The following is a 20,864-nucleotide window of genomic DNA, read 5'->3' as shown; positions in this document are numbered from 1 at the left end:
GATCGCGCATGATCACCTTCACAAACACATCACAAGCCACCGCGTCAGATGCGGTGGCTTGTGGCGATCACATCAAGGGCCTGTCATCTGTGCCAGTTTCGACAGCACACCCAACGCCGTTTGACACCTGATATCACCCCCAAGGAACTGTTATGAAAATCGCGTATACTCTTGCGCCCGGACGCGGCGAAACCAACCTTCTTCTGGCGGAATTGGCGCGTGTATTGACCGGTCAAGGCCTGCGCCTGTGCGGCACGGTTCAGGTCGACATTGACCGCGAAACCGATGACCGCTGTGATATGGACGTGATGGTTTTGCCCGACGGCCCAACAATCCGGATTTCGCAATCATTGGGCAAGAACGCGCGCGGATGTCGCCTTGATCCCGAGGCACTGGAGCAGGCCGTTGCGCTCTCGGATCAGGCGCTTGATGGCCATATCGATTTATTGATCGTCAACAAATTCGGCAAGCACGAGGCCGAAGGCCGTGGTTTCCGTGACACCATCGGCAAAGCTTTGGCCAATGGCGTGCCGGTGTTAGTGGGTGCGAACAAGTTAAACGTCGACGCACTGAATACGTTTTGCGATGGCGCCGCTCAACAGCTGGCTCCTGACCTCGCGAGCTTGGTCAATTGGATTCAGACGCCAGATCACGCGACTGCCTAGCAAAAGCGACGCAAGAGTATTCCTGTTTGATTGCATTATGCTGAGACGGCGCGTGGCTTGGATGACCCCACTGCCACCGCCGAAAACCCGATCAGCAGGACAACCACACATATCTGCAGCAATTGCTCGTACTTATGGCCGTCATACAGAACGGTCGCGACGCTCTCATGATCGCGAAAAAAATACATACCGGCCCCGATCAGAGCGGCCACAAAGCTTGTGCAATACGCCCAAAGCGCAATGCGACGCTGCCAGATCAAACCGACCAGAATGACGGGCGTCAAGAACATCGACGCAGTGCCCGACACGGCCACGGCATCAAACAGGCTTTGGTTGCCCCACAAGGTCAACACAGCCCCAAGACACGCAAAGACCAACATAGACATCCGCCCGCCCTTCAAGCTGCGCGGGGCAAGGCCGAGTTCCTCGACAACCAAGCGGGCTGCAGACGACAACGCCGAATCCAGCGTCGACAGCGCCGAAACCAAGAGAGAGATCATGAGGGCCGCAAACACCCATGTCGGAAACATGCCCGACCACGTGCCAATCAGCTGAGTGTCATAGGCCAGGTTTTGCAACGATGCCTGAATACCGAAAAACCCAAACGTCACGATGCAAAGGCTAGAAATCCAAAAAGCATGTAAGAAGCTCTTGCGCGTAGTTGTGTCGTCGCTGACAAACCCGCGGTCCATCATCACCGGATCATGCACTGGATATGAAAACACCTGAAGAGCCGCCACACCCAATAGCACCCAACCGTTGTGCGCACCCGCTACCCCCTCAGCCGTCAGAACTTTGGAGAGATCAAAGTCAGGCATCAGGATCAAGGACACGAACGCAGCGCCAAACACCACCAGAAAAAACACCATCTGCACCACATCCGTGCGCAAGGCCGCAGCCATGCCGCCCCATGCCGAATACGCCAGTGCCAAAAGCCCAAAGCTGACGACAACTATGTTCGCGGACACTGCATACTCGGGCAGTACGGCACGAAAAATCAAACCCACCACAATGAGGTTCGCAAATACCTCTGAAAGCAATCTCAAGCCAATCACGAGGTTATAGCACGCAGTTCCCAGCGCGCCGTATTGTGACGTCAACCACTCTTGAACAGAGCCCGCACCCTGTCTTCGCAAGCGCCCGACGATAAAGCCCCCAGTTAGAAAAGACCCGTAATACGCCGCATAGGCCAACACCCCTGCAATGCCGTAATAGTATCCCAAAATTGCAGCATTCATCAAAGAGCGTGCAAAAATCCAAGTCGTCACCTGACTCAGAACCAAAGTCCACAGGCTAGGGGCTTGTCCAAGTGCACCTTGGCCTTTGAAAAATGCAGATACCGACACCTGACGCGGAGAGACCCACAGTGTCGCCAATACTATCAGGGCAAAGACAGAGAAAATGAGTATAGGTTGCATGCGGATCCTCGTGCGACGTTCGAAGATCGGCTATCAGAGACCTCGTTCAACTGCGATTCACGTCCACGTGACGACAGTTTACTTGGTGTCTTTCGCGGCTTTTTCTTCTTTGGTCAGCTTGTTGTTCCACGTGTTTTTGCTGATCCCAAGATCATAAGGCATCGGTTTGGTTTTACCGACATTCACCTGCCCGCCATTATCAAGAAATTGCTGGATTAGATCCTGGTCGGTGGTTTCTTTCGGTACATGTTTCATGTCCAGTCCCCTTTATCACTCATTTGATTGTCGTGCAGCCAACCCGAGTCCACCGTGCGCTACACCATGGCAAACCACAATAGCTGTTTACCCCATCCGAGGTAAGATTTCGGGCCACACGGACCCGCAGGCGACAATGTGCGGATCGGTACGCAGTATCATCACCTCCAATGTAGGCAGCAAGGGGCGTCTCCATTTTCAACGAGCGGATTGCGTCCCAATTACCCTTTACGAAAGGTAATGGAACACCGCCAAAATCTTACGCAATTTCTTAGAGCATCAATTGAGCAATGTTCGAACACGCACTACGATTTTCGCCAAGCCGTTGAAAAATATGGAAAAGCGAAAATCCGACCTCCCAAAGGAAGATCATAAGATCTGGCCTTTGCAGAGCAAATTACTTTTGCCCAAATGACGGGCTTCGAACACCACCCACCATACCATTCAAGATATTATAGGGGTTTTCTTGCCAAAATATGGTAATGGCGGAGACGAAGGGATTCGAACCCTCGATACCGTTCCCGGTATACTCCCTTAGCAGGGGAGCGCCTTCGACCACTCGGCCACGTCTCCGTCGACCCGTCTATATTCGTGGTGATTGGGAGGCAAGAGGGAAATTTGAATTTTTTTGAGAACATCAAGCGAGGCCAATATGGCCCCGCTCAGTCGTGTGGAAATTAGGTATTGAACAAGAAGTGCAGCACGTCGCCATCCTTGACGACATAGGTCTTACCTTCGGCGCGCATCTTGCCAGCTTCCTTTGCACCCTGTTCACCGTCGCAGGTCAAGAAATCATCATAAGCAATGGTTTCAGCCCGAATGAACCCTTTTTCAAAGTCACCATGGATCACACCTGCAGCCTGCGGGGCAGCGGTACCGTGTTTAATCGTCCATGCACGCGCTTCTTTGGGGCCCACTGTGAAATAAGTTTCCAAATGCAGCAATTCGTATCCTGCGCGGATCAAACGCGCCAGACCGGCCTCTTCCAGCCCCATTTCCGACAAAAACATCTCGGCTTCGTCGTCTTCGAGCTGGCTGATTTCTTCTTCGATCTGGGCGGAAATGATCACATGGGAATTCCCCTGCGCGGCCGCCATCTCTCCGACACGCGCCGAAAAGTCATTTCCGTCTGCGGCTTCGGCCTCGCCAACATTGCACACGTAGAGAATGGGCTTGGTTGTCAACAGTTGAAGCATTTTCCATGCTTTGACATCGTCCTCGTCCACATCGACCACGCGGGCGGGCTGACCATCTTCGAGCACGCTGAGGGCTTGGCGCAAGAGGCGCTCTTGTTGAACGGCTTCTTTGTCGCCACCGCGCACCTTGCGCACAATATTTTGCAGACGCTTTTCAATGCTTTCGATGTCCGCAAGCATCAATTCAGTTTCGATGGTTTCAGCATCAGCCACGGGATCAACCCGGCCTTCGACATGGGTCACATCGCCGTCTTCAAAACAGCGCAGCACATGGGCAATGGCATCGACTTCGCGAATGTTGGCCAAAAACTGGTTTCCCAAGCCTTCACCCTTTGACGCGCCTTTAACCAATCCGGCGATATCCACAAACGTCATGCGTGTCGGAATGATCTGCTTTGATCCCGCAATCGCGGCCAGTTTGTCCAGTCGCGCATCTGGCACACCGACTTCGCCGACATTCGGCTCGATCGTGCAAAACGGAAAATTCGCAGCCTGCGCAGCAGCGGTTTTTGTCAACGCGTTGAACAAGGTGGATTTGCCAACATTGGGCAGCCCCACAATCCCCATCTTAAAGCCCATTTCGGCCTCCTATATCCATCCAGCCGCTCATACGTCCCAAGACCGAACAAGGCAAGGTTTGCAGCGCCCAGAACCCTTCCGCGAGGTAGATTAGGTGCCAAATCGCGCGCCAGACGTCGAAATTTAGCCCACTGCCCCCCCCGCAAGCATATCTATTGGCGTTTTCGGCCTTGCGGGCATTGATTTCCCCTGCCCTTTTGCGGCACATCGTTAAGGAACGCAGACAAGGACACCCTGATGACTCGCATTGATGACAAATTCGCTGAACTTAATGCTGCAGGCAAAAAGGCTTTTGTGGCCTATGTCATGGCGGGTGATCCCGATTTTGATCGCTCCCTCGAAGTGGTCAAAGGGCTCCCGTCGGCAGGCGTCGACATCATCGAACTGGGCCTGCCCTTTACCGATCCAATGGCAGACGGCACCACAATCCAGTTGGCGGCACAACGTGCGCTGGGTGCGGGGCAAACCTTGCAAAAGACGCTGGATCTCGCGGCCGAGTTCCGCAAGCAAGACACCACCACACCGATCGTGTTGATGGGATACTATAACCCGATCTATAATCGCGGCGTGGATACGTTTCTGGTCGACGCCAAGGCGGCCGGCGTGGATGGGTTGATTGTGGTGGATCTTCCCCCAGAAGAAGACGACGAGCTTTGCATTCCTGCGCAAAACGCGGGCATGAACTTTATCCGCCTTGCCACACCAACCACCGACGACAAGCGCCTGCCAAAGGTGCTGCAAAACACGTCTGGCTTTGTGTATTATGTCTCGATCAACGGGATCACCGGCGCCGCAGAAGCCCAAGCCTCTGATGTGGCCCCCGAAGTCGCCCGCATCAAAGCCAAGACAGACATTCCTGTGATTGTTGGATTTGGCATCAACACCCCAGAAAAATCCAAGGCAATTGCCCAAGTCGCCGATGGCACCGTCGTCGGATCCGCGATTGTGGCCCAAATCGCCGAAGGCAAGCCCACATCAGAAATCTTGGCATTTGTGAAGTCATTGGCCGACGGCGCCCACAGCGCCTGATCCGATGTATACCCTTGCCCTCGCCACACTGCGCCGGAACATCGCCTTTTTTGTGGTGGTGCTGGCTGTTGTGGTGATGATCGAAATGATGATGCACGCGGTCGGTATCGTCGCATTGGTGTTTTCGGGCCTCACCATGCTCTACACGCACCGCATGATCCAGCTGAACGAAGTGTACACGTGGTCCGACCCGCTAAGCACAAAAGGCGCGGATGGGTCGAAAATCCCGATTGCGGGATATATCCTGCGTTTTGTCGGCATTTTCATGATCTTGATGATGTTGATGACCGGTGCTTTCATGACTTTGAGCGTCCTCGGCTTCGCATCTAACGATCCGTCTACGTCTGACGTGGCACAGACAATACTGGGTGCTCTAATCTTTATGCCTGCATTTGCCTGTGTGCTGGGCCTTTTTGGCAGCGTATTGCCCGCCTGCGCCGAGCGTAGCGACACCTCTCTTCGCGCGGCATTCTCGCGGGGCAAAGCGACGTTTGCACAGTTTGTGCCGCGCTTTATGGCCGGACCATGTGTGGTGATGATTGTCGGCTTTGTGGTCATGGGTCAACTTGAGCAGGTGGTACACTCCGAGACGGGCCTGATTGTGCAAGGCATTCTGTTTGCCGTTGCAACGTGTTTCTCATTGGCAACGGCACTTTTGACAGCGACGGCATTAAGCTTGTCATTTTTGACATCTCGCACACTCTAACTCTGCGCGAAGTCACCTCAAATCCGCTTCGAATTTTCAATCACGCATGCTCAAATCCATGGCGATTACCTGCCGCGCAATGCCGCACTTGCCTAAAACACCCCATATTGGTAAATAAGATTTACCAATACCAAGGGAAAGCCACCAAAATGCCCGTGATTACCTGCATTGATGATCTAAAGCGCATCTATGAGCGACGTGTGCCACGCATGTTCTATGACTATGCCGAATCCGGCAGCTGGACCGAACAAACGTTTCGCGAAAACAGTTCTGACTTTGATGACATCTATCTTCGCCAAAGAGTGGCCGTGGATATGTCTGGACGCTCGACCGCCAGTCAGATGATCGGCCAGGACGTGTCCATGCCCGTGGCATTGGCACCTGTTGGTTTGACCGGCATGCAATGTGCTGACGGCGAAATCAAAGCAGCGCGCGCCGCCGAGAAATTTGGTGTGCCCTTCACCCTGTCGACCATGTCGATAAACTCGATCGAAGACGTCGCCGAGGCCACCACCAAACCTTTCTGGTTTCAGCTCTATACCATGCGTGACACCGATTATGTCAGCCGGCTCATCGAGCGCGCGCGCGCCGCAAATTGTTCGGCCCTTGTGATCACCTTGGATTTACAGATTCTGGGACAACGTCACAAAGATCTGAAAAACGGCCTGTCTGCCCCACCCAAACTGACGGCGAAAACCATCGCCAACCTGATGACGAAATGGTCATGGGGGATTGAAATGCTGGGGGCAAAGCGGCGCAACTTTGGCAATATCGTCGGCCATGTCGATGGGATTTCTGATGCGGCGAACCTGGGCGCATGGACTGCAGAACAATTTGATCCGACGCTGGATTGGGACAAGATCGCCAAGATCAAAGAGCAATGGGGCGGCAAGGTGATCCTCAAGGGCATTCTTGATGCTGAAGATGCCAAAATGGCGCTCAAGGTTGGGGCTGATGCCATCATCGTGTCCAATCACGGCGGTCGCCAGCTTGACGGCGCACTAAGCTCGATCCGCGCCCTGCCCTCCATCCTCGAGGCCGTCGGCGATCAAGTCGAAGTGCATCTGGATAGCGGCATTCGATCTGGCCAAGATGTGCTCAAAGCCGTGGCGATGGGGGCCCAGGGCACCTATATCGGCCGTGCCTTTGTGTATGGGCTTGGCGCGATGGGTCAAAAAGGCGTCGAAACCGCGCTTGAGGTCATCCACAAAGAGCTGGATGTCTCAATGGCGTTATGTGGCCGCCAAAAGGTGTCTGACCTCGACCGTGACATTCTGCTGATCCCCGAGAATTTCGAAGGCCGTTGGCAATCTTAAGCCACCGCCCTTTGACACCCCTTATCAGGCGCGCGATACTAGCGCCTGATAGTTAGGTAATTGGCGATGCTTGTATTTTTCAAACAAAAACTGGCTTTTCTCTCTGTTCCCAAAACGGGCAGCACAGCCTATGAACTCACCCTGCGAAAACGGGCCGATGTGATTTTCACCAAAGGTGTGAAGCACATGACCGCCAGCAAGTTTCAAACCCAGATTGCGCCGCTGTTGGCAGAGTCATATCGCATTCGCCCCGAGATCATGGCGGTGATGCGCGATCCTGTTGACCAAATTCGTAGCTGGTACAAATTTCGCAGCCCCGAACGAATGGGCGCGCACATCCGCAGCACAGCAGGCAAGTCTTTTGACGAATATGTGCTGGACGTGATCAGCGACAGCCCCTCGCCCGCCGCCAAGATCGGAAGCCAGTACCGGTTTTTGACGCTCGAGGACGGGTCACTGGGCGTACATCGGCTGTTTCAGTATGAAAACCAGCCCCGCATTCACGGATTTCTAGAAGACCGTTTCCAAGACACGATCCAGCTCAAGGCCCAAAATGTATCGCCGGATGTGCCCGCAGAAATCTCGCCTGACGTAGAAGCCAAACTGCGCGCGGCCAAGCCCGACGATTTTGCATTGTATGATCGGCTCTTGGATGCAGGCGGCATGTTGCAAACGGCGTTCTAGCGCGCCCGACAAGGCGCTGCGTCATGGCAAAACAACCGTTTCCTGACCGGATAGTTCTTAAAACAGAACGTTCATCGTACAGAACCCATGCGCATGGCTCACGCTTAGATTATAGCCCACCTTGGAAACCGAAACGGAATAGTTCCCCCCATCACCCGGTTTGTTGGCCGCATCCAATACCGCCTGACTTGGGTTCAAGGTAAACCCAACCGCATAGGAATTTCCTTGGGTTTTGGCAGGACCTTCCGGGTTCAGAATATACATCCGCACATTCCCGCGCGAGCGCAGTGGACCCACCGCATATTTAGCCGCTTCACACCAATACCGCTGATTGCCGGACCCTGCCCCTTCGATCACCTCAAAGTTCCCCTTCCCCGGCAGCTGGTTCACCCGCCACGGGATATAGCCGAACTGGGCTGCAGCCACGCTGGCAATCAGGCTGCCTGCAACGACAGAGACAATAAGAGAACGTGTGTGCATGGGGAACCTCGTTAAATACGTGTTAAGCATCGTAAGATTTGTTCAGTATAATGTCCAACATACATGGTGTTGATCATCAATATTCTGACCGAACACTAAAATGACTATTTGAAAGCTATTTCTGTGAAACCAATGCTATATTTGGATACTGGTGTACTGAGCACCTTCATGCACTCAAATACACCTTTGAACGACTTCACATTGGTCTATTCCGACGCCCATTTGCTTGACTGGAAAAATGCAGATAACCCAACGCCAGAGTTAGACTTTCTAAGCTCTCAAAACGCGCTCCATTTATCCCAGCGAGACGATAAAGTGTTGGCATCCCCAAAAGATGCCAACTTGGCTTTTCAGCAAGTCACGGACTTTGATGTCGCGCCAATGGGGAAACTCTGGGCAATGATGCATGGAGGAGGTGCCGACCAAAACGCTGAGATCACGATGCAATCCATTATTCGCGAACTAACTGGAGTGCCAGTGTCGTTCGACAGCCAAGCTATCAGCCCGTATCAAAAAGACAGACGGCTAAGCATTCGGGATATAGATCAAGTTTGGGCCCGGACCGAAAGCCAAGTCAAAAAGCAATACCCTAGCGACGATCAAAACCCCATTAATACAATTGCACATTCTCTCTGTGGCGATGATCTACGAGAGTTTCAAAAAGCTTTTCCAGAAAACCTTACATCATTTTCAGAAATTCAGATCGCTTGTGGAGTGCTCAGCCTAATGGGAATCGGACAATCCAAGGGGCTCCGAAAGCAAAAACCAATAGCCGCTGAAGCTGGCGAACATGATTATATCGACTGCCAGCACATCGCATTTGGGCTTCATTGTGATGCCTTTATTACAGCCGACGTCGCAACCGCAGAGAAAGCCACGTATCTTAGCAACTATTGGAATCTGAGAACAGTAATCTGCTTGCGCGAAAAAATACGGCGCCCGGAGGCGCCGTAATCTATCACTGGTCCAAGAAACTGCGCAGCTTGCGGCTGCGGCTTGGGTGTTTCAATTTTCGCAGCGCCTTGGCCTCGATCTGACGGATCCGTTCGCGTGTGACGCTGAACTGCTGGCCGACTTCTTCGAGCGTGTGATCGGTGTTCATGCCGATCCCAAAGCGCATCCGTAGAACACGTTCCTCGCGTGGAGTAAGGGACGCCAGAACCCGCGTGGTGGTTTCCTTGAGGTTCTCCTGAATGGCGCTGTCCAAAGGCAGCACAGCATTCTTGTCCTCGATGAAATCCCCCAGTTGACTGTCTTCTTCGTCACCAATCGGGGTTTCAAGGCTGATTGGCTCTTTGGCGATTTTCATCACCTTGCGCACTTTCTCAAGCGGCATCTGGAGCTTTTCAGAGAGTTCCTCAGGTGTGGGTTCACGACCGATTTCATGCAACATCTGGCGACCTGTCCGGACCAGTTTGTTGATGGTTTCAATCATGTGCACCGGAATACGGATCGTGCGGGCCTGATCTGCAATAGAGCGCGTGATCGCCTGACGAATCCACCATGTGGCATATGTCGAAAATTTGTACCCGCGACGATATTCAAATTTGTCCACGGCCTTCATCAGGCCGATGTTACCTTCTTGAATAAGGTCAAGGAATTGCAATCCACGGTTGGTGTATTTTTTGGCAATCGAGATGACCAAGCGCAGGTTTGCCTCGACCATCTCTTTTTTGGCCTGACGCGCTTCTTTTTCACCTTTTTGAACTTGCTGTACAATCCGGCGGAATTCGCTGATGTCCAAACCTACATACTGGCCAACCTGCGCCATGTCATTGCGCAAGTCCTGAACCTTGTCAGTCGAGCGCTCCATGAACATTTGCCATCCACGGCCCGGCTTTTCAGCCATATCCTCGAGCCACGTTGGGTCCAGCTCGCGCCCGCGATAGGCATCTACGAATTCGCGGCGGTTGATACGCGCCTGATCCGCCAGTTTTACCATTGCGCTGTCGATTTGCATCACACGGCGGTTGATGCCGTACAGCTGGTCGATCAAGGCTTCGATCCGGTTGTTGTGCAGGTGCAGTTCATTCACCAACAACACAATCTCGGACCGCAGCGTTTGATAGGTCTTCTCTTCTTTGTCGCTGAACGTATCGTCTTCGTTCAGTGTTGCCGAAATCCGCACATCCTGCATTTCAGACAACAGCGTGTAATCCCGCGCGATCAGATCAAGCGTTTCCAACACACGTGGCTTAAGCGCGGCTTCCATCGCGGCAAGCGACATGTTGGCTTGTTCGTCTTCGTCATCATCGTCGTCTTTGGCAATCGGGTTGCCATCGGCGTCCAACTCGGGCCCGTCGTCTTTCTTGGGGGCACCGTCAACGTTTGCCGGATCAGCGACGGGGGCTTCTTCTTCCTCGTCTTCACCCATCTGATTGCCAAACGTGGTCTCAAGATCGATCACGTCGCGCAGCAGAATGTCTTCGGACAAAAGTTCGTCACGCCAGATGGTGATCGCCTGAAATGTCAGCGGGCTCTCGCAGAGGCCAGCAATCATTGTATTTCGGCCGGCTTCGATCCGCTTGGCAATCGCGATCTCGCCTTCACGGCTCAACAGTTCGACGCTGCCCATTTCGCGCAAATACATGCGCACGGGATCGTCTGTACGATCCAGTTTTTCCGACGAGGCCGACCCAAGGGTGACTTCGCGGTTGGCCGAAGATGTGTCCACCACGGCGGTAGACTTCAGCTCTTCGTCTTCGGCTTCTTCGTCTTCGATAATGTTGATGCCCATTTCGGACAGCATCGACATCACGTCTTCGATCTGTTCCGAACTCACCTGATCAGGGGGCAAAACCTGATTCAACTGATCATATGTGATATAGCCTTTTTCCCGCGCCTCAGCGATCATCTTTTTGACGGCGGTCTGACTCATATCGAGAGAAATTTCGGCGTCTTGATCGGCGGTCTTCTGGTCGTCGTTATCTTTGGCGGCCATGTAATGCTCCTGCGTCAAGGGCGTGGGTGATTCGCGTAATCCGAATCAATAGCGCGAGTGGGTGATTCGCAACCCGTTTACCCTGATTTATTTGTCGGTTCCTTACCAAAGTGACTTATTCGCCCTTTGAGCGCCCGCCTCTGGTGAAATCTATCCTATCTCTCAGCGCATCCAGCGCCTCTCGTTCATCTTTGTCGATGGCAGCGCCATTTGGACCAAGTTCAAATTCTCCGCTGTCTTCCTGTCGGCTTCGCAAGGCGCGGTTTCGTGCTTCCGCCGCCTGTCCCAAACGCCATGTCACAGCTTCGTCCGCGACCCCTCGCAAATCCTCTTCGGCATCCGCAATTTCCGCAGTTAGTCCGCGTTCAGTTTTGAGCTTGTCGAGTTCTTCGGTCAGGGTCAAACGCGCCAAATCCACATCTCCTGGATGTCGAATGGCCGGCGCTATCGACACATGGGGATAGCGCAACAGCTTTTCAACGGCCTCGACCCCAAGCGCAGTCTCTACTTCCATACGCGGATCTGGACTGTGGGCATAGCGCAACAGTACATCGCGCATGCGCGCCACTTCAGGATCAAAACAATCCATCATTTCGATCGCATATTCGAAATCATCCAGCACCTCGGGCGTGGTCAATGCTACCCCCAGCACAACGGCCTCGCGGAGTCGGTTTTCAACCGCGCCCTCCGAGGCCGCCAAAATCGACACTTTGGTATCGGCATGCACGACAGGTCCGGTTTGCCATTTTCCTTTTTTGAAACTACCGCGCGCGCCTTGACCTGCGCCCCGTTGGGGCCGGAACAATTCCCACCTAAGTTCCTTGATGGCCTCTCCGTAATGGGCACGAATGGATGGGTCGCGGATCAATTTGATCTTTTCGCGCAAGACCTTATCCAATGCCGCGCGCCTTTCGGGGCTATCAAAAACCTTGCCCTCGATCTCTCGCTGCCACAGAAGTTTGACCATCGGGATCGCCGCATCCAGCACTTTTTGTACCGCGCCTGCACCTTTGCTTCGGATCAGATCATCAGGGTCCTGCCCCTCGGGCATAAGCGCAAACCGCAAGGATTTTCCGGCTTCAAGCAATGGCAAGGAGAGATCGATTAGCCGCATTGCCGCCCGCAACCCTGCCGTATCCCCATCCAAAGCGATCACCGGCTCGGGTGAAATCCGCCAAAGCAACTCTAGTTGCGACTCGGTGATGGCGGTGCCCAAAGGCGCGACAGATGCTTCGAAGCCCGCCTCGGCCAATGCGATCACATCCATATAGCCTTCGGCAACCAAAAGTGCCTGACCTTTGCCCGCCGCATTGCGCGCAGGCGCATGGTTGTACAGGCTGCGCCCTTTATCAAACAGCATCGTTTCAGGCGAGTTCAGATACTTTGCATTATCATTGGGATCCATCGCGCGGCCGCCAAAGGCGATACACCGCCCCCGCGCATCGCGAATGGGGAACATGATACGATTGCGAAATGTATCGTATGGCTTGCCGCCCTTGGCCGATGGTTTGGCCAAGCCACACGCCAGAATATGCTCGGGTGGTACATTTTTTGCGATCAGGTGATCCCAAAGCCCCTGCCACGCATCTGGTGCAAACCCGATATCCCACCGATCACGGGCCTGCTCAGGCAATCCGCGCCGTTCAAGATATTCTCGTGACGCGGCCCCGCCGCCGGTTTTGAGCTGAAGGCGAAAAAACTGCACCGCGTGTTCCATCACCTCGATGAGTTGGGTGCGCTTATCGGCCTTTTCCTGCGCCTGCGGATCGCGTGCAGGCATGGGCATTCCAGCTTCGCGCGCCAAAATTTCGACCGCCTCCATAAAGCCCACGTTTTCCTGCTCCCGTACGAACGAAATCGCGTCGCCTTTGGCCTGACACCCAAAGCAGTAATAAAATCCCTTTTGGTCATCGACGTGAAACGATGCCGATTTTTCCTGATGAAACGGGCACGGTGCCCACATGTCACCTTTGGCCTGATTGGATTTGCGCGTGTCCCACATCACTTTGCGCCCAACAACCTGTGACAGGCTGAGACGACTGCGTAATTCATCTAGGAAACCGGGGGGCAAGCTCATGAAAACAGTATACCGATCAGCGCTGCGATCTGTCTAGAACGCGCGGGGGTCCGAAAAAGACAGCAAATTGGATAGGCGATTATTGCGCGAGGCAGGCATCAAGATAGGATTTGCCCGGCTCAAGCTTGAGGTCTTTGCGCTTGAGCGAATAGATCCAGTCAACCAGATGCGGCACTGCCCCAAGGTATTTTTCGGCCACGGCGTCATCGCCAGAGGTCATGATTTCCAGCGCTTTTTGCTGGCTTGTCCGCTCCAGACGCAACTCAGTGGCGCGATTGACAATATCGGCCTGAAGTTGACAGTCCTCTTTTTTGCCGGCCAATACGGGCGTGGCCAATGCGGTGGCGCCAACCAAAGCAGAAATTACGAGAATACGCATCCGAGATTACCTTTCGCAGCAAGAGGCAGTGTCTATAAATGTCAGGATGCGCACGGCCCTGCAACCCCACCTCTTACAATTAGAGACAAAGCCCCCCCTGCCCCAAAACCATCTCTGGCCGCCGGTCAAGGCGTGGCGGCCTGCCGTTCCTCTTTGGTCAGAACTTTGGGGGTCACAACCAGCGCACCCGATGTATCAAAAAAGGGCGTTTGGTGATCGCGCCGCAACATCGCGCCGATCTGGCGCTTCAAAAAGGCGAATATAACTTGGCGACGGCCGGTTTCCTCAACGGGTTCACCCGACGCACCGGATGTGTTGACCATGGCCTGAACAGGACCCAACGCTTCTGGATCGCTGATGCATTTGGTCAGAACACCCACCATTCTGACACGCGGTGACGATAGCGTATTCCCCAAGGGTGTATCGCAACAAGAAGCATACCACCTCAGCAAGCCCTTTGGGGATAACCGCAAACACGCGAGATGCTCTTGGCCTGTTTCAAAGGTCACTTTGGATGGCAGGGTTTGATAAATATCCGTGCCGCCCGACTCTTCAAGAAGCTCGGCGGAACCAAGATATCTGGCAAAGGCCTGACAGTCTTTGCAATAACAAATCGCGCGCGATCCCGATTTTGGCGACACATCGTGCAGCACCCCCGTAAGGGTGCCGCACTGGCAAGAGATTTTGCACTCTGCCATCGTTTCAGAGACCTTTGGCGCGATAGCTGGCCGCGACTTTTTCAATCGATACCAGATAGGCCGCGGTGCGCAGGTCTTCGACATCGCCGCGTTCATGCCAGACATCGCGCATTGATTGATAGGCAATACGCATCGTGTCATCCAAGCCCGACCGGACCAATTCCAATTCATCGGCCCCCCGCAGATACTTCTGCTTAAAGCGATCCGACAAAGTGTACTTGTTGCCCATCGACTCCGAGATTTTCTGCAGTTCATCCACAACAAGTTGATGGCGCGCTTCTTCCTGACGGCGTTGCATCCGGCCAAATCTGATGTGGGACAAGTTTTTGACCCACTCAAAGTATGACACTGTTACGCCGCCGGCATTGGCATACATATCGGGGATGATCACCGTGCCCTTGACGCGCAAGATATCATCCGCACCTGCCGTAATCGGCCCATTCGCCGCCTCGATGATCAAAGGGGCTTTGACCCGCTCGGCATTGCTTAGATTGATCACCCCCTCAAGGGCGGCAGGAATCAAAATGTCACAGTCTTCTTCCAGAAGCACCGCCCCATCCGGCGCATGGATCGCGTCGGGAAAGCCTTTGACGCCGCCATTTTTGCCGATCCAGGCACGTACGGCCTCTACATCAAGACCGGCCTCGTTATACAAGCCACCATCCCATTAGATGATACCTGTAATGATAGCCCCATCTTCTTCGCTCAGGAATTTGGCAGCGTGATAGCCCACGTTTCCAAGTCCCTGTACGATGACCCGCTTGCCATCAAGCGTGCCACTGAGACCCGTTTTTTCGACGTCACGGACATCACGGAAGAACTCTCTGAGAGCGTATTGAACACCTCGCCCCGTCGCTTCGACCCGTCCGGAAATCCCACCCGCATTCAGTGGTTTACCTGTCACACACGCAATCGCATTGATATCCGTGGTGTTCATGCGAGCATATTGATCGGCAATCCATGCCATTTCACGCTCGCCTGTGCCCATATCGGGTGCAGGCACGTTCTGCGACGGATGAATAAGATCACGCTTGGCCAGCTCATAGGCAAAACGGCGCGTGATCCGCTCTAGTTCGTGTTCATCGTACTGCTTGGGGTCAATCCTCAGCCCGCCTTTTGACCCTCCAAAGGGCGCTTCGACAAGGGCACACTTATAGGTCATCAACGCGGCAAGCGCTTCGACTTCGTCCTGATTAACCCCAACCGCAAAGCGAATTCCGCCTTTGACAGGTTCTTTGTGTTCAGAGTGCACCGACCGGTACCCTGTGAATGTCTGAATTTCGCCCCGCAAGCGTACGCCGAAACGGACAGTATAGGTGGCATTACAAACTCGGATTTTCTGTTCTAGCCCCGGCGGAAGATCCATCTTCGCTACAGCGCGATTGAACATCAAATCCACACTTTCACGGAAACTCGGTTCTTTTTGAATGCTCATCATTGTCCTCCCGACAAGCAGATATTGCGACTCAACGCCGCATTCGAAGCTCTCCCCTCCCCTATGACCTATTATTCCATGAGGACGAAGGGGTTTTTCACACTTCGCACAATAATTAGGCAAATCAAGGGTCGGACAGAAACAATCACGCGACCAACAAGGCATTGTACACAAATGCGCGCAAATACCATTAACCTCTTATTAATAGCCCGATTAGTGCACCAGTTTTGCCCAAGTTCCGCCCCAATTGCGCGGCAGTAAGACCGTGGCGCGATACGTTTAGAGCAAACCTCTTTTCTTGGAAGCGCCAAGCGAGGGACGTAAAATGCAAGTGTCGGATACAGCCACACACATCGAGCAAGATGCCACAAACAGACCCGCCATTGGCTGGGTCAGACAGTTCGCCAAAAGCGAAGACGGTGCGATTGTGGGCTTTGCAGTCTTCATTTTCCTACTGATCCTTATGATCGGCGGGATCGCGATTGATGTGATGAACAGCGAAGTGACGCGCACCAAGATGCAGCACACACTTGATCGGGCGGTTCTTGCCGCTGCGGACTTGGATCAAAAGCAAGACCCCAAGACCGTGGTCAACGACTATTTCAACAAGTCCGGCCTGACAGATACGCTTGGCGAGGTCACGGTCGACAAAGGATTGAATTACCGGACGGTCACGGCGACCGCGACCGGATCCGTCGACACAATGTTTATGAAAATGGTTGGCATTGATACCCTCAGCATGCCTGCATCCGGTACTGCAGAAGAACGCATCGGAGATGTCGAAATCTCGATGGTTCTTGATGTATCCGGGTCAATGGGCAGCAACAGCCGGTTAACCAATCTGAAAACAGCCGCCAAAGAATTTATCACCACGATGGACGAAAATACTGATGACGGTAGGTTGTCCATTTCCATCGTGCCCTATGCCACACAGGTTTCTGCACCTGAAGAGTTCTTTAAGTGGCTTTATGTCAGCCCGACAGGAAACCCTGCACAGGTGGTTGACCCAGATGAAGAAGTGACAAGCTTGACCTCCAATCGCGGGCAACAGCCGCAGTATTCACGCTGTATCAACTTCGAGAGCGATGATTACAAATCAACGGCTGTGTACCCTCAGGCCGAGTACCAGCATTCCATGCACTTTGATCCATGGAATGATAGCGACGGACGTGACAACGATCCGAAACATCTGGTCCCCAGTCCGGTGTGCGAGGATGACTCGCGCCGCGAAATGATGATCATGCAAAAGAACTCGACCGCTCTCAAGTCGTTCATCACGAACCTTTGGGCGGGTGGAAACACATCCATCGACATCGGCATGAAATGGGGCGCTGCATTGCTTGACCCCAAGTTGCGTCCGGTGATCGCCAAAATGTCTGGCGAAAGTCATGTGCCGACAGAGTTTGCTATCCGTCCGTTTGATTTTGACAGCGGTGACTCGTTGAAAGTCATCGTGTTGATGACCGATGGGCAAAACACGTCACAGTATTACATCCATGACGACTTTCGCACCGGAGAATCAAATATTTGGTGGAACGACCAAGAAGAGATTTATTCGGTCTACGTCGGGCTTGATGAATATGACGAGGATAACGACGGCGTCTATGACGAGCCATTGTTTTACTGGCCCACAACCGACACATGGGAAGACCATGCGTACGGAGAAGGTGTCTATGAGGAAACTGTGAGCACCCGTGTCTGTAAATCCTACAAGCGGAACGGATCGTGCAAACGCTATAAAACAGTCAAGACCATTGAAACCATCGACGAGCCCGGTGAAGCCAAGCTTCTGTCATACGAAGACCTCTATGCATACACGACGTTAGAATGGATCGTCGAAGATCTGTACGAGCCATGGATGTATGACGATGATGCATGGGACGACTGGTATTATGCCGTGCGCAAAAGTGTCGGCTCAACGACCAAAAACCTACGCACAAAATATGCCTGCGACGCAGCAAAAGCCAAGGGTATGATTGTGTTCTCCATCGGATTTGAAGCCCCGTCGAGTGGTCAAGCCGTCCTGAAGGACTGTGCGAGTTCTGCCAGCCATTATTTTGATGTGGAGGGTCTGGAAATTCGCGATGCGTTTGCGGCCATTGCGTCCTCGATCCGCCAGCTGAGGTTGACACAATGAGACATAAATTTATTCACCGTCTCTCGCGCTTTCGGCATGACGACTCTGGCCATGCGTCGATCGAATTCGCAATCATGTTCCCAATCCTGTTCTATTTTCTCTTATCCGCTATCGAGCTGGGAATTATGAACCTGAGGGATTCAATGCTGGAACGGTCCTTGGACATCGCGGTTAGAGAAGTGCGTATTACGACGGGCTTTCAGCCATCTCACCAAGAGCTCAAGGTAATGATCTGCGACGAAGCCGGGATGATCCCCGACTGTTTGAACAACTTGTTGTTGGAAATGGTGCAAAAAGACCCACGCAACTGGACAGATTTGTCCAATTCAACAAACTGTACGAACCGCGCCGAAGAGACCCATCCGGTGACAACGTTCACCCCCGGCCAGGACAACGAGCTGATGATCCTGCGGGCGTGTGCGAAATACGAACCCATGTTTAATAACTATGGGCTGGCCGGTTTGCTTACCAAGGACTCGTCTGGTGACATTTCCCTTATTGCCATCTCGGCCTTTGTACAGGAGCCGAAATAACATGTTCACGCGTTTCAAAGCCCATTTCGCCCGTTTCTCGGATGATACATCTGGGACAGTCGCTGTCGAAGTCGCCGTCGTCCTGCCCCTTCTATTGTGGGCCTATATTGCGATGTTCGTATTCTTCGATGCATTCCAGACCAGATCAGCAACCGAAAAAGCTGCCTTTACGGTCTCTGACATGCTGTCGCGAGAAACCAACGCAATTGACGACGACTATATGTCAGGGGCCTATAGTCTGTTCAATCTTCTGGCCAAATCGGATGCGACCTCGGGTCTTCGTGTATCCGTGATCAGCTGGAATTTGACTGACAGCAAATACGTGCTGAACTGGTCAAAAACCAAAGGCAACATCGCCGCATATGTGGCAAGTGACATCGACACGATCAAGGCTGATCTACCGACGATGATTGATGGCGAGACGCTGATCCTTGTGGAAACGCGCACCACCTTCAATCCATCTCTTCAGGTCGGAATTGGGAACACAACACTCGAAACATTTATCTTTACGCGGCCACGGTTTGCGCCCCAGTTGGTCTGGAGCAACGGCTAGGTGCGTTCAGCCAACAGCGCTTCAAGGATTTGAGCCATCGCTTTGGTGTGCGCGCCCGTTGCCACGCCACCAACGCCCACACGTTTGCCCAAGACCCACCACAAGCCAGGCCGCCAGCGCGCGGCGCTACGTGTTTTGAGGCGCAACACAAACCCATGTGAGGGCTTCATTGCGAAGGTGCCACGCTCCACGCGCACGATCTCGTCAATCGGGGCAATGATTTCGCCGGTGTCGTCTCGCAGCCCCTCTTTGGTCAATTCGATGGTGCGCGCACTTGCCTTGCGGGTCGCCTCGGCCAACCACAATGCCAACGCCCCCATCGCCAACAAGAAAATCTGCCACCCCAAAGACGCCGGCGGTACAGCCAGCCCCAAATAGACCAAAAGCCCACCAAGTAGAGCCATTGTGCCAACGCCAAACCAGCGCCGTGGCGTTGAAGCTCCAACAGTTGCGAGTACGTCCTGATCCATGTGCATTCCCCAAGTTTGGCTTTCGCCCTACTCCATGTCCCCCTGCCAAAGCAAGTCCGGTCCCGCTTTCACCGGGGGATTATCAAAGTTCCTAGCGCATCGAGGCATTGATTGCGTGCGCACCACATCGCACACACTCCACCTGATCGGCGTGTGTGCGATGTGCGAAATTAGCCTGATGTCTTAGTATGGCATCGGGTGCGCGCGATGTGCGTCGTTGATCTCGGCAAGAATTTCCGAACTCAACACAAGATCAGCCCCCTCAATAATATGTTCGAGCTGGTTGATATGGGTGGCACCAAAAATTGACGCGCACATGAACGGGCGTTGCAGGGTAAAGGCCATCGCCATATGCACAGGGTCAATGCCGTGACGTTTGGCAATATCCAAATACGCCGCTACCGCGTCAAAAACTCGGGCGTTTTTACGTCCACCCAAATTATCCACGATCGACATTCGAGACCCTTCGGGGATGGTGTTGTTTTGGTATTTTCCAGTCAGCAATCCCGTCGCAAGTGGCGAAAACGCCAACAACCCAACATCTTCATTCACGCTCAGTTCGGCCAGATCCGTGTCATACATCCGGCACAACAATGAATATTCATTCTGGATAGATGCGACCCGCGGTCCCCCTTTCGACTCTGCGATACGCAGCCATTGTGACGTGCCCCAAGCGCTTTCGTTGCTTAGGCCAAACGCCCGAATACGACCTTTTTCGACTTCACGTTGAAGCGCCTCAAGAGTCTCTTCCATGTGTGCCATCGTATCCGCATGCGATTGGCCTGATGGATCATATGTCCAGTTCTGGCGGAACATATACGACCCGCGGTTCGGCCAATGGAACTGGTACAGATCAATATAGTCGGTTTTAAGACGCCGGAGCGATCCATCAATCGCCTCGGGAATGGATTTGGCAGAAATCGGTGCCCCGTCCCGCACATGTTTATATCCCGCACCCGAATGCTTGGTGGCCATAATGACATCGGCGCGTCGGCCTGACTTTTCAAACCAGTTCCCGATAATCTCTTCGGTGCGCCCCTGTGTTTCGGCACTCAGCGGGTTGACGGGATACATTTCTGCCGCATCCACAAAATTAAGGCCTGCTCCCAAGGCCAGATCGATCTGGGCATGCGCCTCGGATTCATCAGTTTGCGTGCCGAACGTCATCGTCCCAAGGCAAAGTTCCGAGACAGAAATTCCTGTCCGGCCAAGAGGTTTCATCTTCATACCAAATATGTCCTGTCATGCTGAGGTATCGACAATCTAAGCCGCCTACAAAATCCTGCAAGGCGTCACCCAGGTTGACGTGACCT

Annotated in this window: 20 protein-coding genes, 1 tRNA gene and 1 pseudogene; 10 read left to right on the top strand and 12 right to left on the bottom strand. The window is 53.5% G+C overall.

What is annotated here, in order from left to right:
- Window positions 1-8 precede the first annotated feature (8 nt).
- Both FAP39_RS17875 and FAP39_RS01320 read left to right on the top strand, forming a co-directional pair.
- A complete protein-coding gene (locus FAP39_RS17875) occupies window positions 9-131 on the top strand; it encodes a hypothetical protein (RefSeq protein ID WP_281280223.1) in 123 nt (40 codons plus the stop codon).
- A 21-nt stretch (window positions 132-152) separates the two neighbouring features.
- Window positions 153-665, top strand: coding sequence for a DUF2478 domain-containing protein (locus tag FAP39_RS01320; RefSeq protein ID WP_138014558.1), 513 nt, complete (start codon window positions 153-155; stop codon window positions 663-665).
- 35 nt (window positions 666-700) lie between these two features.
- On the opposite strand, the gene FAP39_RS01315 is transcribed toward FAP39_RS01320, so the two are convergent.
- From FAP39_RS01315 to ychF, 4 genes are all read right to left on the bottom strand, one after another.
- Window positions 701-2,083 carry an SLC5/6 family protein gene (locus tag FAP39_RS01315; protein WP_138014557.1) on the bottom strand — a complete coding sequence of 461 codons (1,383 nt, stop codon included), beginning with the start codon at window positions 2,081-2,083 and terminating at the stop codon, window positions 701-703.
- Window positions 2,084-2,161: 78 nt separating this feature from the next.
- On the bottom strand, window positions 2,162-2,338 hold the full coding sequence (locus FAP39_RS17460) for a hypothetical protein (RefSeq protein WP_171006758.1): 177 nt from the start codon (window positions 2,336-2,338) through the stop codon (window positions 2,162-2,164).
- Between the two features lie 483 nt (window positions 2,339-2,821).
- Window positions 2,822-2,911, bottom strand: a tRNA-Ser gene (locus FAP39_RS01310).
- Window positions 2,912-3,015: 104 nt separating this feature from the next.
- The gene (gene ychF / locus FAP39_RS01305; protein WP_138014556.1) at window positions 3,016-4,113 is read right to left on the bottom strand and encodes a redox-regulated ATPase YchF; all 1,098 of its coding nucleotides are present in this window, start codon (window positions 4,111-4,113) and stop codon (window positions 3,016-3,018) included.
- A gap of 237 nt (window positions 4,114-4,350) precedes the next feature.
- Between ychF and trpA the strand changes: the two genes are divergently transcribed.
- From trpA to FAP39_RS01285, 4 genes are all read left to right on the top strand, one after another.
- Window positions 4,351-5,142 carry a tryptophan synthase subunit alpha gene (gene trpA, locus FAP39_RS01300; protein ID WP_138014555.1) on the top strand — a complete coding sequence of 264 codons (792 nt, stop codon included), beginning with the start codon at window positions 4,351-4,353 and terminating at the stop codon, window positions 5,140-5,142.
- A 4-nt stretch (window positions 5,143-5,146) separates the two neighbouring features.
- Window positions 5,147-5,848, top strand: a complete 702-nt coding sequence (locus tag FAP39_RS01295) for a hypothetical protein (protein ID WP_138014554.1) — start codon at window positions 5,147-5,149, stop codon at window positions 5,846-5,848.
- Window positions 5,849-5,997: 149 nt separating this feature from the next.
- Window positions 5,998-7,164 (top strand): alpha-hydroxy acid oxidase, encoded by a 1,167-nt coding sequence (locus FAP39_RS01290; RefSeq protein WP_138014553.1) that lies wholly within the window; start codon window positions 5,998-6,000, stop codon window positions 7,162-7,164.
- A 66-nt stretch (window positions 7,165-7,230) separates the two neighbouring features.
- Window positions 7,231-7,848 (top strand): hypothetical protein, encoded by a 618-nt coding sequence (locus FAP39_RS01285; RefSeq protein WP_138014552.1) that lies wholly within the window; start codon window positions 7,231-7,233, stop codon window positions 7,846-7,848.
- Between the two features lie 57 nt (window positions 7,849-7,905).
- Here FAP39_RS01285 and FAP39_RS01280 read toward each other — a convergent pair whose 3' ends face one another.
- Window positions 7,906-8,328, bottom strand: a complete 423-nt coding sequence (locus FAP39_RS01280; protein WP_138014551.1) for a hypothetical protein — start codon at window positions 8,326-8,328, stop codon at window positions 7,906-7,908.
- 123 nt (window positions 8,329-8,451) lie between these two features.
- On the opposite strand from FAP39_RS01280, the gene FAP39_RS01275 reads away from it, so the two are divergent.
- Window positions 8,452-9,282, top strand: coding sequence for a hypothetical protein (locus FAP39_RS01275; RefSeq protein WP_138014550.1), 831 nt, complete (start codon window positions 8,452-8,454; stop codon window positions 9,280-9,282).
- Window positions 9,283-9,286: 4 nt separating this feature from the next.
- Here the strand turns inward: FAP39_RS01275 and rpoD are convergent, their stop codons facing one another.
- From rpoD to FAP39_RS01250, 5 genes and pseudogenes are all read right to left on the bottom strand, one after another.
- A complete protein-coding gene (gene rpoD, locus FAP39_RS01270) occupies window positions 9,287-11,269 on the bottom strand; it encodes an RNA polymerase sigma factor RpoD (protein WP_138014549.1) in 1,983 nt (660 codons plus the stop codon).
- 115 nt (window positions 11,270-11,384) lie between these two features.
- A complete protein-coding gene (gene dnaG, locus FAP39_RS01265; protein WP_138014548.1) occupies window positions 11,385-13,346 on the bottom strand; it encodes a DNA primase in 1,962 nt (653 codons plus the stop codon).
- Window positions 13,347-13,425: 79 nt separating this feature from the next.
- Window positions 13,426-13,725 (bottom strand): hypothetical protein, encoded by a 300-nt coding sequence (locus tag FAP39_RS01260; RefSeq protein WP_138014547.1) that lies wholly within the window; start codon window positions 13,723-13,725, stop codon window positions 13,426-13,428.
- Window positions 13,726-13,850: 125 nt separating this feature from the next.
- Window positions 13,851-14,423: a DUF6151 family protein gene (locus FAP39_RS01255; protein WP_212743395.1), complete on the bottom strand. Its 573-nt coding sequence runs from the start codon at window positions 14,421-14,423 to the stop codon at window positions 13,851-13,853.
- Between the two features lie 4 nt (window positions 14,424-14,427).
- Window positions 14,428-15,858 (bottom strand): annotated as a pseudogene (locus tag FAP39_RS01250) (Glu/Leu/Phe/Val family dehydrogenase).
- A gap of 325 nt (window positions 15,859-16,183) precedes the next feature.
- Between FAP39_RS01250 and FAP39_RS01245 the strand changes: the two are divergent.
- From FAP39_RS01245 to FAP39_RS01235, 3 genes are read left to right on the top strand one after another with little or no spacing between them, the layout of a single operon-like run.
- The gene (locus FAP39_RS01245; protein ID WP_138014546.1) at window positions 16,184-17,995 is read left to right on the top strand and encodes a TadE/TadG family type IV pilus assembly protein; all 1,812 of its coding nucleotides are present in this window, start codon (window positions 16,184-16,186) and stop codon (window positions 17,993-17,995) included.
- Window positions 17,992-18,528, top strand: coding sequence for a TadE/TadG family type IV pilus assembly protein (locus tag FAP39_RS01240; protein WP_138014545.1), 537 nt, complete (start codon window positions 17,992-17,994; stop codon window positions 18,526-18,528). The genes FAP39_RS01245 and FAP39_RS01240 overlap by 4 nt, the downstream gene beginning before the upstream one ends.
- A gap of 1 nt (window position 18,529) precedes the next feature.
- Window positions 18,530-19,081, top strand: a complete 552-nt coding sequence (locus FAP39_RS01235) for a TadE/TadG family type IV pilus assembly protein (RefSeq protein WP_171006757.1) — start codon at window positions 18,530-18,532, stop codon at window positions 19,079-19,081.
- Here the strand turns inward: FAP39_RS01235 and FAP39_RS01230 are convergent.
- Window positions 19,078-19,551: a hypothetical protein gene (locus FAP39_RS01230; RefSeq protein ID WP_171006756.1), complete on the bottom strand. Its 474-nt coding sequence runs from the start codon at window positions 19,549-19,551 to the stop codon at window positions 19,078-19,080. The two genes, FAP39_RS01235 and FAP39_RS01230, sit on opposite strands and share 4 nt — an antisense overlap.
- Before the next feature lie 183 nt (window positions 19,552-19,734).
- Entirely contained in the window at window positions 19,735-20,778 is a 1,044-nt protein-coding gene (locus FAP39_RS01225; protein WP_138014542.1) for an aldo/keto reductase, read from the bottom strand.
- Window positions 20,779-20,864 lie beyond the last annotated feature (86 nt).

The sequence above is a fragment of the Shimia litoralis genome, assembly GCF_005518135.1.
Classification (GTDB): domain Bacteria; phylum Pseudomonadota; class Alphaproteobacteria; order Rhodobacterales; family Rhodobacteraceae; genus Shimia_E; species Shimia_E litoralis.
Note: the sequence above shows the minus strand (reverse complement) of the source record. Positions and strands in the feature narration are given on the sequence as shown.

Excerpts from the sequence above, each read along its gene's own strand:
- FAP39_RS01225 (WP_138014542.1), bottom strand. The coding sequence starts at position 20,778 with ATGAAGATGAAACCTCTTGGCCGGACAGGAATTTCTGTCTCGGAACTT.
- trpA (WP_138014555.1), top strand. The coding sequence starts at position 4,351 with ATGACTCGCATTGATGACAAATTCGCTGAACTTAATGCTGCAGGCAAA.
- FAP39_RS17460 (WP_171006758.1), bottom strand. The coding sequence starts at position 2,338 with ATGAAACATGTACCGAAAGAAACCACCGACCAGGATCTAATCCAGCAA.
- FAP39_RS01290 (WP_138014553.1), top strand. The coding sequence starts at position 5,998 with ATGCCCGTGATTACCTGCATTGATGATCTAAAGCGCATCTATGAGCGA.
- FAP39_RS01320 (WP_138014558.1), top strand. The coding sequence starts at position 153 with ATGAAAATCGCGTATACTCTTGCGCCCGGACGCGGCGAAACCAACCTT.
- FAP39_RS01295 (WP_138014554.1), top strand. The coding sequence starts at position 5,147 with ATGTATACCCTTGCCCTCGCCACACTGCGCCGGAACATCGCCTTTTTT.
- FAP39_RS01235 (WP_171006757.1), top strand. The coding sequence starts at position 18,530 with ATGTTCACGCGTTTCAAAGCCCATTTCGCCCGTTTCTCGGATGATACA.
- FAP39_RS01315 (WP_138014557.1), bottom strand. The coding sequence starts at position 2,083 with ATGCAACCTATACTCATTTTCTCTGTCTTTGCCCTGATAGTATTGGCG.
- rpoD (WP_138014549.1), bottom strand. The coding sequence starts at position 11,269 with ATGGCCGCCAAAGATAACGACGACCAGAAGACCGCCGATCAAGACGCC.
- ychF (WP_138014556.1), bottom strand. The coding sequence starts at position 4,113 with ATGGGCTTTAAGATGGGGATTGTGGGGCTGCCCAATGTTGGCAAATCC.
- FAP39_RS01240 (WP_138014545.1), top strand. The coding sequence starts at position 17,992 with ATGAGACATAAATTTATTCACCGTCTCTCGCGCTTTCGGCATGACGAC.
- FAP39_RS01245 (WP_138014546.1), top strand. The coding sequence starts at position 16,184 with ATGCAAGTGTCGGATACAGCCACACACATCGAGCAAGATGCCACAAAC.
- FAP39_RS01255 (WP_212743395.1), bottom strand. The coding sequence starts at position 14,423 with ATGGCAGAGTGCAAAATCTCTTGCCAGTGCGGCACCCTTACGGGGGTG.
- FAP39_RS17875 (WP_281280223.1), top strand. The coding sequence starts at position 9 with ATGATCACCTTCACAAACACATCACAAGCCACCGCGTCAGATGCGGTG.
- FAP39_RS01280 (WP_138014551.1), bottom strand. The coding sequence starts at position 8,328 with ATGCACACACGTTCTCTTATTGTCTCTGTCGTTGCAGGCAGCCTGATT.
- dnaG (WP_138014548.1), bottom strand. The coding sequence starts at position 13,346 with ATGAGCTTGCCCCCCGGTTTCCTAGATGAATTACGCAGTCGTCTCAGC.
- FAP39_RS01230 (WP_171006756.1), bottom strand. The coding sequence starts at position 19,551 with ATGGATCAGGACGTACTCGCAACTGTTGGAGCTTCAACGCCACGGCGC.
- FAP39_RS01260 (WP_138014547.1), bottom strand. The coding sequence starts at position 13,725 with ATGCGTATTCTCGTAATTTCTGCTTTGGTTGGCGCCACCGCATTGGCC.
- FAP39_RS01285 (WP_138014552.1), top strand. The coding sequence starts at position 7,231 with ATGCTTGTATTTTTCAAACAAAAACTGGCTTTTCTCTCTGTTCCCAAA.